Annotated in this window: 12 protein-coding genes; 10 read left to right on the top strand and 2 right to left on the bottom strand. The window is 71.9% G+C overall.

The features are described 5' to 3' along the window. Positions 1 to 4: 4 nt before the first annotated feature. A complete protein-coding gene (locus AB0G56_RS23920; protein ID WP_360972503.1) occupies positions 5 to 394 on the bottom strand; it encodes an ATP-binding protein in 390 nt (129 codons plus the stop codon). 268 nt (positions 395 to 662) lie between these two features. Between AB0G56_RS23920 and AB0G56_RS23915 the strand changes: the two genes are divergently transcribed. From AB0G56_RS23915 to AB0G56_RS23870, 10 genes are all read left to right on the top strand, one after another. Beyond that, positions 663 to 902, top strand: a complete 240-nt coding sequence (locus tag AB0G56_RS23915; RefSeq protein ID WP_360972501.1) for an antitoxin — start codon at positions 663 to 665, stop codon at positions 900 to 902. A 140-nt stretch (positions 903 to 1042) separates the two neighbouring features. Beyond that, positions 1043 to 1861: a helix-turn-helix transcriptional regulator gene (locus tag AB0G56_RS23910; protein WP_360972499.1), complete on the top strand. Its 819-nt coding sequence runs from the start codon at positions 1043 to 1045 to the stop codon at positions 1859 to 1861. After that, positions 1858 to 2118 (top strand): DUF397 domain-containing protein, encoded by a 261-nt coding sequence (locus AB0G56_RS23905; protein WP_360972497.1) that lies wholly within the window; start codon positions 1858 to 1860, stop codon positions 2116 to 2118. The genes AB0G56_RS23910 and AB0G56_RS23905 overlap by 4 nt, the downstream gene beginning before the upstream one ends. Before the next feature lie 222 nt (positions 2119 to 2340). Continuing rightward, the gene (locus AB0G56_RS23900) at positions 2341 to 3273 is read left to right on the top strand and encodes a hypothetical protein (protein ID WP_360972495.1); all 933 of its coding nucleotides are present in this window, start codon (positions 2341 to 2343) and stop codon (positions 3271 to 3273) included. 33 nt (positions 3274 to 3306) lie between these two features. Beyond that, positions 3307 to 3519: a hypothetical protein gene (locus tag AB0G56_RS23895; protein WP_360972493.1), complete on the top strand. Its 213-nt coding sequence runs from the start codon at positions 3307 to 3309 to the stop codon at positions 3517 to 3519. A 386-nt stretch (positions 3520 to 3905) separates the two neighbouring features. Next, complete coding sequence (locus AB0G56_RS23890) at positions 3906 to 6974, top strand: carbohydrate binding domain-containing protein (RefSeq protein ID WP_360972491.1); 3069 nt, start codon at positions 3906 to 3908, stop codon at positions 6972 to 6974. A gap of 1915 nt (positions 6975 to 8889) precedes the next feature. Continuing rightward, the gene (locus tag AB0G56_RS23885) at positions 8890 to 11004 is read left to right on the top strand and encodes a glycosyltransferase (RefSeq protein WP_360972613.1); all 2115 of its coding nucleotides are present in this window, start codon (positions 8890 to 8892) and stop codon (positions 11002 to 11004) included. Next, positions 11001 to 12161 (top strand): acyltransferase, encoded by a 1161-nt coding sequence (locus AB0G56_RS23880; protein ID WP_360972489.1) that lies wholly within the window; start codon positions 11001 to 11003, stop codon positions 12159 to 12161. The genes AB0G56_RS23885 and AB0G56_RS23880 overlap by 4 nt, the downstream gene beginning before the upstream one ends. A 148-nt stretch (positions 12162 to 12309) precedes the next feature. Continuing rightward, the gene (locus tag AB0G56_RS23875) at positions 12310 to 13662 is read left to right on the top strand and encodes a nitrate/nitrite transporter (protein ID WP_360972487.1); all 1353 of its coding nucleotides are present in this window, start codon (positions 12310 to 12312) and stop codon (positions 13660 to 13662) included. 94 nt (positions 13663 to 13756) lie between these two features. Then, positions 13757 to 14932, top strand: a complete 1176-nt coding sequence (locus tag AB0G56_RS23870) for a uroporphyrinogen-III synthase (protein WP_360972485.1) — start codon at positions 13757 to 13759, stop codon at positions 14930 to 14932. Here the strand turns inward: AB0G56_RS23870 and AB0G56_RS23865 are convergent. Beyond that, positions 14865 to 15494: an anthrone oxygenase family protein gene (locus AB0G56_RS23865; RefSeq protein ID WP_360972483.1), complete on the bottom strand. Its 630-nt coding sequence runs from the start codon at positions 15492 to 15494 to the stop codon at positions 14865 to 14867. The two genes, AB0G56_RS23870 and AB0G56_RS23865, sit on opposite strands and share 68 nt — an antisense overlap. Between the last annotated feature and the right edge of the window lie 42 nt (positions 15495 to 15536).

Below are 15536 nucleotides of genomic sequence, written 5' to 3'. Positions count from 1 at the left end.
GACATCAGCAGGCGGTCCGAGGACACGCGTCCAGCTCGAACCAGACCGTCTTGCCGATCCCGCCGGGCCGGGGTTCCGCTCCCCAGTCGTCCGCCAGTTCGGCCACCAGGGCCAGGCCCCGGCCGGACTCGTCCTCCGGTGATGCCTCGCGGGGCTCCGGCAGGCTCTCGTTCGCGTCGGTGACCGTCACGCGCAGCCGGCCCGTGTCGTCCAGCACGCAGCGGGCCCAGATCTCGCGGCCCGGCGCCGTCCGCGCGTGCCGGTACGCGTTCGTCATCAGCTCGCTCAGCAGCAGTACGGCCGTCTCCGTCACCTCGTCCGGAACCTTCCACGCCGCCGCCTGCTCCCGCAGGTACGTCCGGGCCCGCCCCACGCTGCGGGCATGGCGCGGCATGCGCCACTCGATGTCACGGGGCAGCGCGCCGGGGCGAGCGGTGGGGCGTGGTGCTGGGGGTGGGCGTCGTCGGCATGGGCGTGGGGTTCCTCGCGTGGGGGACGTGTGGCTCGTCGTTCGGCGGCACCAGGCTGCGGGTCGCCGCGCCGTCCCGGGAGTGTCCCCGGCGGTACGCGGCGCGGCTGTACACGGACGGTGCGGGTGGCGGCGGTCCGCGATGAGAACATGGGGGCTCAGCAACTACACCGCTGTAGAGGGACGCACGCACATGTTCGAACAGCTCAAGAACCTGAAGAACCTCAAGGACAAGGTCGAGGACCTCGCCGAGACCCACGGCGACAAGATCTCCGCCGGCCTGGAGAAGGCCGGCGACTTCATCGACGGCAAGACCGGCGGCAAGCACCACGACAAGATCGACTCCGCCGTCGACAAGGCCCAGGACTACATCGGGAAGCTGGCGGAGAAGGACGAGAAGGGCTCCGAGAAGGGCCCGGAGAACAAGGGCTGAGCCGTCGTCTGCGCGCCCTTGCGTGTGGAACTCGGCCGAACCGTGGATACGCCTCGTGTTCGGTGACTAGCCTCAGCGTGGCGAGTCGGGTACACAGCGTGTACGTAGGCGCTGTGTCGGCGGGAGGCGGGTGAGGGCGCGTGGCCACGGGGGAGTCCCCGCAGGCGCAGCAGAACTGGCGGTACTGCGGCGGGCAGATCAAGCTGTGGCGCGAGGAGGCCCAGGTCAGCCGTCAGGCGCTGGCCGAGGAGGCCGGGTACGACTACGAGTACGTCAAGTCGATGGAGTGCGGGCGGCGCAGGCCGACGTTGCGGTTGTTGCAGATCGCGGACCAGTTGTGCGGGGCGCGGGGGAAGTTGCTGGCCGCGCATGAGTTCCTGAAGCCTGAGCCGTTCCCGGAGCGTACGCAGCAGTACGTGCTCGTGGAGGCCGAGGCGATCACCATGCAGTGGTACGAGCCGCTTCTGGTCCCAGGGCTGTTGCAGACGTCGGAGTACGCACGTGCACTGATCAGCAGCAACTGCCCGCCTTTGGATGAGGAAACGGTGGAGGAGCGGGTTGCTGCGCGACTGAAACGGCAGGAGAAGCTGGTCAGCAAACCCCCGACGCACTTCAGCTTCGTCATCCACGAGGCCGCCTTGCGCTCGGTTGTGGGTGACCGTGATGTCATGCGTCGGCAGTGCGACCACCTGTTGGAGGTCAGTCAGCGGGCTCACTTGTCCATCCAGGTACTTCCGTTCCTCAACGCCCCGACTGCGGCGCTCAGCGGGCCGATGGTGCTCGCCGAAACCTGCGACCATGAGCGATTCGCCTTTGTGGACGGGCAGTCGACGGGCGCGCTCTACTCTGACGGGGACAAGCTCAGTGCACTCACTCAGCGCTATGGCATGATCCGCATGCAGGCGCTTAGTGTTGAGGAGTCTGCCCGGTTCATCAGGAAGGTGGCGGAGGAGCTGTGAGCGACGGCCTGTCGTGGTTCAAGTCGAGCTACAGCGACTCGGAGGGTAGTGCCTGCCTCGAAGTCGCCTACCCCTGGCATAAATCCAGCTACAGCAGCTCCGGTGGCGGTGAATGCCTGGAAGTCGCCGCCACCTCCCAGGCCCCCCACACCATCCACATCCGCGACTCGAAGCTCGGGGCTCGAAGCCCCCGTTTCTCCGTGGGCGCCGGCGCATGGTCGGCCTTCCTCACGCTCGCTGCCTGCGACGAAGCCTGAGCCCCGGGCTCCGGGCCGCGAGCCCCGAGCCGCTTCTTGAAGGAATGGGCGGTAGACCTCAACCCACCCTCCCGCCCTCCCCGTTCCAGCAACGCTGACTTTTCGTGAGCGAGTTGCGACGCACCGTCGCGACCCTCTAGCGTTCGCAGCAACAAACGACCCCGGTCGGGTGCTACCAACACCCGCCGGGGTCTCACCCCAAGATCGAACGCGAGTCGACCCGTGGCTGACGGAAACCTTATCGCTGCCCTGCCCGCACGCGCAGCGCATCCCCTGGCCAAGCCTGGATATGGCAAGCGGTCCGCGCCGGACCAGGCGCCGCCCCGCGCGGGCGACTTCGACCGGCTGCACGCCCGCGCGGCGTACCTCGCGAGCCTGATCGACCGGCTCGACGAGAACGCCGCGATGGACGCGAAGACCCTCGCCAAGGCGCAACCGCTGTACGGTCAGCAGGCGGTGCGCTCGGCGCTCAACGAGCTGAGCGCGGCGGGGCACTTGCGGCGCGTACGCCGCCGGGTCGTCCCGGGCGACGGCGCGGTGACCGGTACGCGCTGGGTGTTCCTGACGTACTGGTCCCGTACCGCACGGGATGACGAGTGGTGGGCGGGGCTCCTGGAGGGTGGCGTGCCGGACGCGTCCGCCTCCGCGCCCGAGAGCGAAGCCCGCACTCCGGCTGAGCCGCCGTCCGCAACCACCACCGATGACCGACCCTCGACCGCCCGCGACACCCTCGCCCGCCTCGGTCTGCACGACCCGCGCCTCGCCCTCTCCGCCGCCGACTGCGCGGCACTGGAGGAGCCGGCGGCCGAATGGCTCAGGCGCGGGGTGGACCCCGGTCACCTGACGCGGGTCCTCGTCACCGGCCTGCCGGAGCACGTCCATGCGCCTGGGGCGTTCGTGCGACGCCGGCTCGTGGACAAGCTGCCGCCCGCCCAGCCCGGCCCGCAGGCACGCTCCGCACCTCCCGCGCTCATGGAGTGCACGGACTGCCGCGTACCCGGCCGCCCGGAAGCCCTGCCGGGAGGGCTCTGCCGGGCCTGCCGGGGTGATGCGGGAACCGTTCCGCCGGGGCGGACGGCAGGCACCCCGGCGATGACCGTGCACGCCCAGGTCGACCGCCTTCGCGCCTCGGTGCGCGCCCCCCAACCCTGCTGATCTCATCGCCCTTCCTGCACAGGAGGCCCTCGCATGACCATGAAATCGACGCTGATCAACGCGATCACGCGCAGCCGTGTTGAGCGGCGTCGGCGGGCCGAGCAAGCGCGGCAGTTCGTCGAAGAGACCCTGCTGGAAGGGCAGGCGCTGTCCGAGGCGGAACTGGTCGAGGCGCGCGGCTTGCTGGCCGCGAGCAAGGCCCGCACGGCCGCCCGGCGACGCGAGAGGACCCGCTGTTCACCGTGATCGTCCTCCTGCTTCCCGTGAGGGCGGGCTGATCCGGCCCTGGCCCCCGTGTCCCGCATGAGGGCGAGTGGGGGCCGCCGCAACCTGCAAGGTTTCTGAAAAGTGCAGCAAGTGTTTTCTCGTGAAGCGCGTGGTGGCGGCCCTGTCGCATCGTCTCGGGTGTCAGGACCCGAAGGAGCCCCTGCTCGAACCCTTTACGCCCCCGTCCCCTCTGAGTAACCTCCCCGCAGAAACTTGCAGCGCCTTTCGCAAGGTTCTGCGGTCGAGTGGCGTGTCTCGGCCCTCAGTTCAGCCACCCGCTCAGCCGTTCCGCCGCTCCCCCCAGCTCCCCCCGTGGCCGTACGGGAGCTTCGTGCTGCCCGGCGGACCCGTCCGAGGAGCCCTCGATGGAGAGAACCCGACCCCGACCACCGCTGTTCAGGCCCTTCCGGAGGAGGTCACGGCGGACCGCAGCCACCGCGCTGGCCTCCGTCGCCGCCCTGGCCGCGGGCCTGCTCGCCGCCGGGACGACGCCCGCCTCCGGTGCCACGGGCGCGACCACCGCCACCGCCACCACCGGCACCGACACAGCCACCGTCTTCTACTACACCAAGTCCCGCGCCTGGTCCTCGTACTACCTGCACTGGGCACCGGACAGCGGCAGCTGGACCACCGTGCCGGGCGTGCGGATGGAGGCCGCCTGCACGGACTGGGTGAAGGAGACCGTCGACCTGGGGTCGGCGGCCGGGCTCCAGGCCACCTTCAACAACGGCAGCGGCACCTGGGACAACAACGGCGGCAAGAACTACGACCTGGGCAGCGGCACCGTCACCGTCAAGGACGGGGTCATCGCGCACAGCGACCCCTGCGGCGACGACAACGGAGGCCAGGGCGGGGGCGGCGACGGCAGCGCGCAGAGCGCCACCGTCTTCTACGCCACCACCGGCACCGGCTGGTCCACCGTCAACCTGCACTGGGCGCCCGACGGCGGCGCCTGGACCACGGCCCCCGGCGTCGCCATGGACGCGGCCTGCACCGGCTGGGTGAAGAAGACCGTCGACCTGGGCACGGCGACGGGCTGGCAGGCCACCTTCAACAACGGCAACGGCACCTGGGACAACAACAACGGCGCCAACTACGCGCTGACCGGCGGCCTCAGCACCGTCAAGGCGGGCAAGGTCACCAAGGACGCGAAGGACCCCTGCGCGGCCACCGCCCCCGACACCACCGCGCCCACCGTGCCCACCTCCGTGAAGGCCTCCGCGACCGGCACCTCCGTCGTGCTCACCTGGGAGCCGTCGACCGACGACACCGGCGTGACCGGTTACCAGGTCACCCGCACGGGCGGGAGCAAGGGCACGGCGGTGGTCAGCACCGGCTCCACCGTCTACTCCGACACCGGGCTCGAAGCGGACACCACGTACACCTACACGGTCCAGGCCGTCGACGCGGCGGGCAACACCTCCGCCGCCTCCGCGCCGGCGAACGCGACGACCGGACAGGCTCCGCCCCCGGCCCGGCAGGGCACCATGCTCGGCGGTGACCCGCGCAAGGACCCGATCTACTTCGTGCTGACCGCCCGCTTCTACGACGGCGACAGCAGCAACAACCGAGGCGGCAGCCAGGACGTCACCTCCGGCAACGCGGCCAACCACGACCCCATGTTCCGCGGTGACTTCAAGGGCCTGGTCGAGAAACTCGACTACATCAAGGCACTCGGCTTCTCGGCGGTCTGGATCACCCCCGTGGTCCTCAACCGCTCCGACTACGACTACCACGGCTACCACGGCTGGGACTTCTACAAGGTCGACCCGCGCCTGGAGTCGGCGGGCGCCTCCTACCAGGACCTCATCAACGCGGCCCACGCCAAGGGTATGAAGATCTACCAGGACGTCGTCTACAACCACAGCTCCCGGTGGGGCGCCAAGGGCCTGTTCGTGCCGACCGTGTACGGCGTGCGGGACTCCCAGTGGTCCTGGTACTACGACGAGAAGCAGCCGGGCTTCGAGTACGACGGGCTGACCGTCGAACCCAAGTCGGGCAAGTCCTACTACAACGGCGACCTGTGGTCGACCGCCGAGCCCTCCGGCAACACCTGTCTGAACTGGGGCAAGCCCACCGGTCAGAAGAGTCCCGAGGGCTACACGCTCTACAACTGCCAGTGGCCCAGCCCCACCAGCGGCATGTTCCCCTCGAAGTACTACCACCAGTGCTGGATCGGCAACTGGGAGGGCGAGGACTCCCGTTCCTGCTGGCTCGCCGACGACCTCGCCGACTTCAACACCGAGAACCCCGAGGTGCAGAACTACCTCATCGGCGCCTACGACAAGTACATCGACATGGGCGTCGACGGCTTCCGTCTCGACACCGCCGTCCACGTCCCCCGCATCACCTGGAACCGCCGCTTCCTGCCCGCCATCCAGCAGCGCGTGGCGCAGGACTGGGGTCCGGACAAGGCGCAGGACTTCTTCGTCTTCGGCGAGGTCGGCGCGTTCGTCAACGACAAGTGGAACCGCGGCTCGGTCAACCACTCCGCGCAGTTCTACACCTGGAAGGAACGCAAGGAGTACACCGCCGACGACACCCAGGCCGCCCTCGACCAGTACAACTACGAGGAGCAACTGGGCACCGGGCAGCAGCCCACCTCCACCAACGCCTTCCTGAACGGCAACAGCTACCACACGCCCGACCACTCGAAGTTCTCCGGCATGAACATCATCGACATGCGCATGCACATGAACTTCGGTGACGCGCACAACGCCTTCTCCAACGGCAAGGACTCCGACGACTCCACCAACGACGCCACGTACAACGTCGTGTACGTCGACAGCCACGACTACGGCCCCAACAAGTCGAGCGTGCGCTACGACGGAGGGCAGGACGCCTGGGCCGAGAACATGGCCCTGATGTGGACCTTCCGCGGCATCCCGACCCTCTACTACGGCTCGGAGATCCAGTTCCAGGCCGGCAAGACCATCGACTGCGGCCCGCGCTGCCCGCTGGCCACGACGGGCCGCGCCTACTACGGCGACCACCTCGAAGGCACCGTCACCGCCTCGGAGTTCTCCAAGGCCGACAGCGCGAGCGGCGCCGTCGCCACCACCCTCGCGCAGCCGCTGGTCAAGCACCTCCAACGGCTCAACCAGATCCGCCGCGCCGTGCCCGCGCTGCAGATGGGCCAGTACTCCACCGAGGGCGTCTCGGGCGGCGGCATGGACTTCAAACGCCGCTACACCGACGCGGCCACCGGCGTGGACAGCTTCGCGCTGGTCGCGGTCACCGACGGCGCCACCTACACCGGGATCCCGAACGGCACGTACAAGGACGCCGTCACCGGTGACGTGCGGCAGGTCACCGGCGGCACCCTGACCGTCGCCGCCCCGGGCAAGGGCGACCTGCGGGTCTACGTGCTCGACCTGGGCGGCAAGAACGCGGCGCCCGGCAAGGTCGGCACCGACGGGCCGTACCTGAAGTAGGGGGTGGCCTGAAGGGCGCCTGGAGGGGCTGAAGAAGCCTGAAGGGGGTCTGGAGGGCGCCTGAAGGGCGCCTGAAGGGCACCGCCCCTGCCGGAAAGACCGGACGGAGATGCGGCGACCGAAACCGGATGGATTCCAGCCAACGGCGAATCGGTCAATTCCGTTCACCATTGATCTTTCACGGTGGGGGCGGTCCTCATGGGCGTACGTTCATGACCGCCGAGCAGGGTGGGACAAGGGGGGCGCTCGGGCAGGTGGGGGCCTGTTCCGGCGACGCGGGCTCGGGGTCGTAGGCGCGCCCGGAACACTCCCGTGGGGGAACGAACGTGCGCGTGAAAAAGGGGCTGGAACAAGCCCAACCCGAATGGCCCGAGGCCGCGTCGGCGACCGGAACGACTGGTTCCGACGCCGGTGGCGCGCAGGATGCGCAGGCGGACGGCGGCACCCAGAGATTCCCGGAGACGGGGGCGCTCGCCGCGGTGCGTGTCGAGGACCCGTGGAGCGAGGCGGGGGCCGGCTCCGGCGGCCCCGGGACGGAGGAGCTGACCGTCCGGCTCGACCGTACCGGATCAACAGGAAGTACCGGATCAACAGGAAGTACCGGATCCACTCGACGTAGCGGAGCCACCGGACCCGGCGGAGAGGAGCCGGACGGCAGCTGCGGGGAGCGGCGGGCCGGGGGCTCCGAGGGGCCGGTCTTCGTCGACGCGTCCGGCCGCCGCAGCCGCCGGTTCCGCCGGATCGGGATGGCGGCGGGGATCAGCTGCGCGGTGTACGCCGCCGTCATCGTCGTCACCCTCGTGTCCGGCAACTCCAGGGCACCCTGGCTGCCGGTGCCGGGCCAGGCCGACGACCGGCCCGCGAGCAAGGTCGACACCTCCGCCGAGCCCTCGGACCCGCCCCGCCCGCCGGGTGCCGGTACGGGAGTGGGAGCAGGAGCAGGAGTGGGTACCGGGGTGGGCGTCGTGGCGCCGGGCGCGTCCGGGCTGCCGGGGGCGCCCGGCGTCTCCGCCCCGGCCGCCGGCGGCACCGGGCCGACGCCGGGCGCCGGTGGCGGGGCAGCCGGCGCGTCCGCCGGACCGCACCGGCCGGGCTCCTCGGCGGGGCCGCGGTCGGCCACCTCGGGGACCACCGGGTCCCGGCCTCCGGGCTCCGGCACCAGCGGCGGCCCCGTGACCGAGCCGTCCCCGCCTCCGGCCTCCCCGTCGACGGGACCGACGACGCCGACCACTGGTGGCGGCGGCTCCCCGAGCTCCGGCCCGTCGACACCGGCAGCGGGAAGCAGCGGGGCAGGCGCGGGCGGCGCGGGCGGTGGCGGGGGCGGCGGTGCCGCTACGGGCACGGGAACCGGCACCGGCACGGGCACCGGCGGCCCGGGAACGGTCGCGGACGGCCCGGGAACTCCGGTACCCGTGACCTCGGCCCCCGGTCCCACCACGCCCCCGGGCCCGACCTCGCCTCCCGGCCCCGGCACGTCCGGCACCGCGACGCCCACGTCCCCCGCGTCCCCGGATAACCGCGCCTGATGGCCGCCCACATCCGCCGCGGGCGGCCACCGAGGACCACCGACCCGAACCGCACGGCAGAAGGCGACGACACGGACCGCGGCAGGGAGGGCGACGGAGCGGACCGCCGTGTGGAGGGCGACGGCACGGGCCGCCGTATCGAGTCCGCCGCGGGCCGCGGCACGCCCGGCGGCCGGGGCGACGCCGCCCCCCGGCCCGGCACCGGTGGCGACACCGGCCGCCCCACCGGCGACCACGGTCCGCGCCACCAGTCCTCCGCCCGCCCCCGCTCCCGTCCCCGCCGCGCGTCAGCGCGTCCCGGAGGGCCCGGCGGGCGGCGCCGGACGGCCCGGCGTCCGTTCCGGCTGCCGCTCCGCCTCATCGTGCCCGTGGTTCTCCTCGCCGCGCTGATGGCGATGCTGGTGCTGCGCGGCTACGTGCACAGCGAGATCATGGCCGACCACCGCATCCGGTCCGAGGCGGCCACCGACACCGTGCCGGACAAGATCCTCCAAGGCGGGCCGGTCATCGACACCCGCCACGGGCAGACGACCAGCCTGCGCGTGCCCGACCACCGCCTCGTGCTCACCTTCGACGACGGCCCCGACCCCACCTGGACCCCCCAGGTGCTGGACGTGCTCAAGAAGCACCACGCGCACGCCGTCTTCTTCGTCACCGGCACCATGACCTCGCGATACCCGGACCTCGTCCGGCGCATGGTCGCCGAGGGCCACGAGGTGGGCCTGCACACCTTCAACCACCCCGACCTGTCCTACCAGTCCAAGCAGCGCATCGACTGGGAGCTGTCGCAGAACCAGCTCGCCATCACCGGCGCGGCCGGGGTGCGCACCTCGCTGTTCCGGCCGCCGTACTCCTCCTTCGCCGACGCGATGGACGACCGTTCCTGGCCGGTGACCGAGTACATCGGCAGCCGCGGCTACATCACCGTCGTCAACACCCTCGACAGCGAGGACTGGCAGAAGCCCGGCCCGGCGGAGATCGTCCGGCGGGCCACCCCGAAGGACGGCGAGGGCGCGATCGTACTGATGCACGACTCCGGCGGCGACCGCCACCAGACCGTGCAGGCGCTGGACCGGTACCTGCCGCGACTCCAGGCGCGCGGCTACCGGTTCGACAACCTCACCGAGGCGCTCGGAGCGCCCAGCGCGCTCACCCCGGTCACCGGCGCGGACCTGTGGAAGGGCAGGGCGTGGATCTTCCTGGTCCGGGCCTCCGACGACCTCACCGACGCGCTCGGCGGGTGCCTGGCGCTGGTCGGCGCCCTGGTCATCGCCAGGTTCGCGCTGATGCTGCTGCTCTCCGCCGCGCACGCCCGCCGGGTGCGCCGCCCCGGCTTCGGCTGGGGGCCGCCGGTCACCGGACCGGTCTCGGTGCTGGTACCGGCGTACAACGAGGCCAAGTGCATCGAGAACACGGTGCGTTCCCTGATGGCGAGCGAGCACCCGGTCGAGGTGGTCGTCGTCGACGACGGTTCGTCGGACGGCACGGCGGACCTCGTCGAGGCGATGGGCCTGCCCGGCGTACGGGTGGTGCGCCAGCGCAACGCGGGCAAGCCCGCCGCCCTCAACCGCGGTATCGCGCACGCCTCCCACGACCTGATCGTGATGATGGACGGCGACACCGTCTTCGAACCCTCCACCGTCCGCGAACTCGTCCAGCCCTTCGGCGACCCGCGGGTCGGCGCGGTCGCCGGCAACGCCAAGGTGGGCAACCGGGACTCCCTGATCGGCGCCTGGCAGCACATCGAGTACGTCATGGGCTTCAACCTCGACCGCCGCATGTACGACGTGCTGCGCTGCATGCCGACCATCCCCGGCGCGGTCGGCGCGTTCCGCCGCTCGGCCCTGGAACAGGTCGGCGGCATGAGCGAGGACACGCTCGCCGAGGACACCGACATCACCATGGCCCTGCACCGCGCCGGCCTGCGTGTCGTCTACGCCGAGAACGCCCGCGCCTGGACCGAGGCGCCCGAGTCCGTCCAGCAGCTGTGGTCCCAGCGCTACCGCTGGTCCTACGGCACCATGCAGGCGATCTGGAAACACCGCGGCGCGCTCCTCGACCGCGGCCCCTCCGGCCGTTTCGGCCGCGTGGGCCTGCCCCTGGTGTCCCTCTTCATGGTGGTCGCCCCGCTGCTGGCCCCGCTGATCGACCTCTTCCTCCTCTACGGCGTGATCTTCGGCCCGACCGCAAGGACGGTCGTGGCCTGGCTGGGCGTGCTCGCCATCCAGGCGTTCTGCGCGGCGTACGCGTTCCGGCTGGACCGCGAGCGCATGACCCATCTGATCTCGCTCCCGCTCCAGCAGATCCTCTACCGCCAGCTCATGTACGTGGTGCTGCTCCAGTCCTGGATCACCGCCCTCACCGGCGGCCGGCTGCGCTGGCAGAAGCTGCGCCGCACCGGCGTGGTGGAGGCACCGGCCGGTCCCGCACCCCGCGACCCGGCTGCTGCGGTGAGCGGTCCTGACCTGCTGAGCGACCCGACCGTGCGGAGGCCGGTGGCATGACCCAGACCCTCGCTCCGAAGCCCGCCGCCGGCCCGCGCGGACCGGCCGGCCGCGACCGCTACCTGGACCTCCTACGGGCCCTGGCCCTGTTCCGGGTGGTGCTCTACCACCTGTTCGGCTGGGCCTGGCTGACCGTGCTGTTCCCCTCGATGGGCGTGATGTTCGCGCTGGCGGGCTCCCTGATGGCACGCTCCCTGAACCGCCCGGCCCTGAGCGTAGTCAAGGGCAGGCTGCGCAGGCTGCTGCCCCCGCTGTGGGCGTTCGGCGCGGTCCTGCTCCCGCTGCTGCTGGTGGGAGGCTGGAACCCGTTCAAGGATCCGGACCTCGGCGGCAGCCTGTGGGTGACCAAGCTCCTGGACTACGTCGTCCCGGTCGGCGCCCCGCCCTACCCCGCACACCTGGGCTCCGACTCCGGCCTGCTGGAGACGACCTGGCCGGACGACGCGGCGGGCCCCCTGTGGTACCTGCGCGCCTACCTCTGGTTCGTCGTGGCGTCCCCGCTCCTGCTGCGGGCGCTGCGCCGGGCGCCGTGGCCGACCCTGCTCGCCCCGCTCGCCCTGACGGCGGTCCTCGGTACGGGCGTGGTGCGGATCCCCGGCGAGACGGGCGAGGCGGTGACGGACTTCGCGGTGTACGGCGGCTGCTGGCTCCTCGGCTTCGCCCACCACGAGGGCCTCCTGGCGAAGGTCCCCCGCTACCTCGCCGTCTCCTCGGCCGCCCTGCTGATGGTCTTCGGCCTGTGGTGGGCCTCCGGCCACCAGGGCCCCGACGGCTGGGACCTGAACGACATCCCGCTCGCCCAGGCAGCCTGGTCCTTCGGGGCCGTCGTGATCCTCCTCCAGTACGCCCCCTCCTGGCGCGAGTTCCCCGCCCACCTGCGCCGCCGGCGGAAACTCATCACCCTCGCCAACAACAGGGCCGTCACCATCTACCTCTGGCACAACTTCCTCATCACCGCCACGGTCCCTCTCGTCGACCAGGCCTACAACCTGCCGTTCATGCAGAGCGACCGCGCGTCGTCGATGCTCGACTCGACGTACAGCCTGTGGATGTTCGTCCTGGTGTGGCCGCTGATCGCGGCAGCGATCCTCGCCCTCGGCTGGATCGAGGACCTGGCGGCACGGCGCGGGCCACGACTGTGGCCGACCGGCGACTGAGGGCCGCTGAGGGCCGCTGAGGGCCGCCTCTCACCCCCGCCCCCCACGCGGTGAGACCGACGTTCCCTCCCCGTCACCCACCGCCACAGCGCGGAAACTCCGGCTTCCTACCGTCGGAAGCCAGGTACTCGGCACGCGTGGAGGCGGGATGGCGGGCAGGCGTTGGATCGGGGAGTGGGACCCGGAGGACGAGGTGTTCTGGGCGGGGGCGGGGGAGCGGATCGCCAGGCGGAATCTGTTCTTCTCCGTGCTCAGCGAACACATCGGGTTCTCGGTGTGGACGCTGTGGTCCGTGCTCGTGCTGTTCATGGGGCCCGAGTACGGGCTGAGCCCCGCCGACAAGTTCCTGCTCACGTCCGTGGTGACGCTGGTGGGGGCGGTCGCACGGGTGCCGTACACCTTCGCCGTGGCGCTCTTCGGCGGGCGGAACTGGACGATCGTCTCCGCGAGCCTGCTGCTCGTGCCGACCGTTGCCGCGTTCGTCGTCATGCACCCCGGCACCTCGTTCTCCACCTTCCTGTGGGTCGGGCTGCTCGCCGGGATCGGCGGCGGAAACTTCGCCTCCTCCATGACCAACATCAACGCCTTCTTCCCGATGCGGGAGAAGGGGTGGGCGCTCGGGCTCAACGCCGGGGGCGGCAACGTGGGGGTGCCCGTCATCCAGCTCGCCGCCCTCGCCGTCATCGGGGCGGGCGGCGGGCCGCGTGTGCTGCTGGGGATCTACATCCCGCTGATCGTCGTGGCCGCCGTGCTCGCCGCGCTGTTCATGGACAACCTCGCCTCCGTGAAGAACGACACCGGCGCCGCCGTGGACGCCGCCAAGGACGCCCACACCTGGATCATGGCCTTCCTGTACGTGGGGACCTTCGGGTCGTTCATCGGGTACAGCTTCGCCTTCGGGCAGGTGCTCACCGGCCAGTTCGGCAGGACGCCCCTCCAGGCCGCCTACCTCACCTTCATCGGGCCGCTCCTCGGGTCCCTGGTCCGGCCCCTGGGCGGCCGGCTCGCCGACCGGTACGGCGGCGCGCGGATCACCCTGTGGAACTTCGTCGCCATGGCCGCCGCGACCGGCGCCCTCGTCGCCGCCGGGATGCGGGGCTCGCTGCCGCTGTTCGTGGCCGTGTTCGTCGTCCTGTTCGCGCTCAGCGGGCTCGGCAACGGGTCCACGTACAAGATGATCCCGGGGATCTTCCAGGCCAACGCCCTCGCCGGGGGACTGGTCGGGGAGGAGGCCGTGGCGCACGCGCGGCGGCTGTCCGGGGCCGCCATGGGGCTCATCGGGGCCGTGGGCGCGCTCGGCGGCGTGGGCATCAACCTGGCCTTCCGGCAGTCGTTCCTCGCCCACGGCTCCGGCACCGCCGCGTTCGCCGCCTTCCTGGTCTTCTACGGCGCGGCCTTCCTGGTCACCTACGCCGTATACCTTCGCCGGCCGGGCGGCGAGCACGTGACCAGCGGCGTCGCCGCCGGGAGGGAGCCGCGGCTCGGCGGTGCCGAGGTATGACGTAACACTGGTGACATGCCGGTGAACCGAACCCGTCATGCGGTGTTGGCAGGCTCACGGGCACAGACGACGACTCCAGCACGGGACGAGAGCCATGAGCCAGGACCACGACCAGGACGAGCAGCAGCGGCCGGCCGGGCCCGGGCCCCTGGCCGGGTTCACCGTGGGGGTGACGGCGGCCCGCCGCGCCGACGAACTGGGCGCGCTGCTCCAGCGGCGCGGCGCGTCGGTCGTGCACGCGCCCGCGCTGCGCATCGTCCCCCTCTCCGACGACGGTGAACTCCTCGCCGCCACGAAGGAGATCATCGGCCGGGCGCCCGACACCGTGGTCGCCACCACCGCGATCGGCTTCCGCGGATGGGTGGAGGCGGCCGACGGGTGGGGGCTGGGCGAGGCGCTGCTCGGCCGGCTGCGGGGGGTCGAGCTGCTGGCCCGAGGTCCCAAGGTCAAGGGCGCGATCCGGGCCGCCGGGCTCACCGAGGAGTGGTCGCCGTCCTCGGAGTCCCTGGCCGAGGTGCTCGACCGGCTGCTGGAACAGGGCGTGGACGGGCGGCGCGTGGCCGTCCAGTTGCACGGGGAACCGCTGCCCGGCTTCGTGGAGGCGCTGCGCGCCGGCGGGGCGGAGGTCGTCCCGGTGCCGGTGTACCGGTGGCTGCCGCCGGAGGACCCCGGCCCGCTGGACCGGCTGCTGGACGCCGCCGTCTCCGGCGGGCTCGACGCGCTCACCTTCACCAGCGCCCCGGCCGCCGCGTCCCTGCTGTCCCGGGCGGAGGAACGGGGGCTGCTGACCGAGCTGCTGGCCGCGCTCGCCCACGACGTGCTGCCCGCGTGCGTCGGGCCGGTCACCGCCGTGCCGTTGCAGGCGCACGGCGTGGACACCGTGCAGCCGGAGCGGTTCCGGCTCGGTCCGCTGGTGCAGCTGCTGGGCCAGGAACTGCCGGGGCGCGCAAGGACCTTGCCCGTCGCCGGGCACCGGGTGCAGATCCGGGGGCAGGCGGTGCTGGTGGACGGGGACCTGAGACCCGTACCGCCCGCCGGGATGGCGCTGCTGCGGGCGCTCGCGCGGCGGCCCGGGTGGGTGGTCGCCCGCGCCGACCTGCTGCGCGCGCTGCCCGGCGCCGGCCGGGACGAACACGCGGTGGAGACCGCCATGGCCCGCCTGCGCACGGCGCTCGGCGTGCCGAAGCTGGTCCAGACGGTGGTCAAGCGCGGGTACCGGCTGGCCCTTGACCCGGCGTCGGACGCGAAGTACGGGGAGGACGACGGGTAGCGCCGCGCAGCAGCCGGGTGGCGCCGTGCAGCACCAGCGCCCGCGCCAGGCAGGCCCCGGCCGCCGTCACCAGCAGGGTCCGTACGACGTTCCACGCCACCCACGGGTGCTCGAAGTGCGCGCGGGCCTCCGCCGGACCGGCGGTGTGGGCCAGCGCGTCGTTCAGGGGGACGTTGCAGGCCGAGGTGACCGCGAACGCGAGGACGTGGGCCGCCAGCGCCGCCCACACCCACCGGCGCGGCAGCGGCACGCCGCGCAACTGCCACGCCGAGACCGCCGTCAGCAGCGGGGCGCCGAGGAAGGCGAGGAGGAAGACCGGGTTCTGGATCACGTCGTTGATGTTCCGCATGACCTCGACGTAGGTGCGGTCGTCGCTGCGGGCCAAGGCGGGCATCACGGCGCAGGCAAAGACGTAGAAGACGCCCGCGAGCAGGCCGGTGAAGACCGTGGCGGTGCCCAGGACCCCGGCGGCGCCCGGGCGCGCCCTGCCGTCGCGGGTGCGGGTGCGGGTGCGGGTGCTGGTGCTGGTGCCGGTTCCGTTGCTGGTGCCGATGTCTGCCATGCCGTCCAGTCAACGCGTCCGGCGTGCCGGGGCCCATCGCCG

The sequence above is a fragment of the Streptomyces sp. NPDC021356 genome, assembly GCF_040641015.1.
In the GTDB taxonomy this organism is placed as follows: domain Bacteria; phylum Actinomycetota; class Actinomycetes; order Streptomycetales; family Streptomycetaceae; genus Streptomyces.
This window is presented reverse-complemented; position numbering and strand designations above follow the sequence as displayed.

Coding starts and splice junctions, on each gene's coding strand:
- AB0G56_RS23920 (WP_360972503.1), bottom strand. CDS start 394: ATGCCGCGCCATGCCCGCAGCGTGGGGCGGGCCCGGACGTACCTGCGG.
- AB0G56_RS23915 (WP_360972501.1), top strand. CDS start 663: ATGTTCGAACAGCTCAAGAACCTGAAGAACCTCAAGGACAAGGTCGAG.
- AB0G56_RS23895 (WP_360972493.1), top strand. CDS start 3,307: ATGACCATGAAATCGACGCTGATCAACGCGATCACGCGCAGCCGTGTT.
- AB0G56_RS23890 (WP_360972491.1), top strand. CDS start 3,906: ATGGAGAGAACCCGACCCCGACCACCGCTGTTCAGGCCCTTCCGGAGG.
- AB0G56_RS23885 (WP_360972613.1), top strand. CDS start 8,890: ATGGCGATGCTGGTGCTGCGCGGCTACGTGCACAGCGAGATCATGGCC.
- AB0G56_RS23880 (WP_360972489.1), top strand. CDS start 11,001: ATGACCCAGACCCTCGCTCCGAAGCCCGCCGCCGGCCCGCGCGGACCG.
- AB0G56_RS23875 (WP_360972487.1), top strand. CDS start 12,310: ATGGCGGGCAGGCGTTGGATCGGGGAGTGGGACCCGGAGGACGAGGTG.
- AB0G56_RS23870 (WP_360972485.1), top strand. CDS start 13,757: ATGAGCCAGGACCACGACCAGGACGAGCAGCAGCGGCCGGCCGGGCCC.
- AB0G56_RS23865 (WP_360972483.1), bottom strand. CDS start 15,494: ATGGCAGACATCGGCACCAGCAACGGAACCGGCACCAGCACCAGCACC.